The sequence below is a fragment of the Pseudomonas sp. BJa3 genome (genome assembly GCF_026343815.1).
GTDB lineage: Bacteria > Pseudomonadota > Gammaproteobacteria > Pseudomonadales > Pseudomonadaceae > Aquipseudomonas > Aquipseudomonas soli.
This window is the reverse complement of sequence record NZ_JAOXMC010000624.1, coordinates 1-229: the sequence shown is the minus strand read 5'-3', so window position 1 is coordinate 229 and position 229 is coordinate 1. Positions and strand designations below refer to the sequence as shown.

The 229-nt window shown below is 51.5% G+C and carries 1 protein-coding gene; it reads right to left on the bottom strand.

Features of this window, described 5'->3' with window-relative positions:
• Window positions 1-229 (bottom strand): putative oxygenase MesX (locus OH705_RS29045; protein ID WP_267303679.1); only part of this gene is annotated, 229 nt, incomplete at both ends.

The window sequence follows — 229 nt, the reverse complement described above, 5'->3', positions numbered from 1 at the left end:
CAGATCCTTGTTGTGCCCCTGCAACAGCACGCTGTAATCGTATTCGCGCACGTAAGACGAAAAATTATTGCCGACCATGCCGTCCATACGTTCGTTGGTTTCCCGGTCAACTACCGTCGTTTTCATTATTTCGATCAACGGCAGTGCAGGGGCGGCCCCCGAGAGGCCGATATCCATTTGCACTGAATTTATGTCGAGTTCTACCCTGTAGCGATCGCCTTTGGGGTTA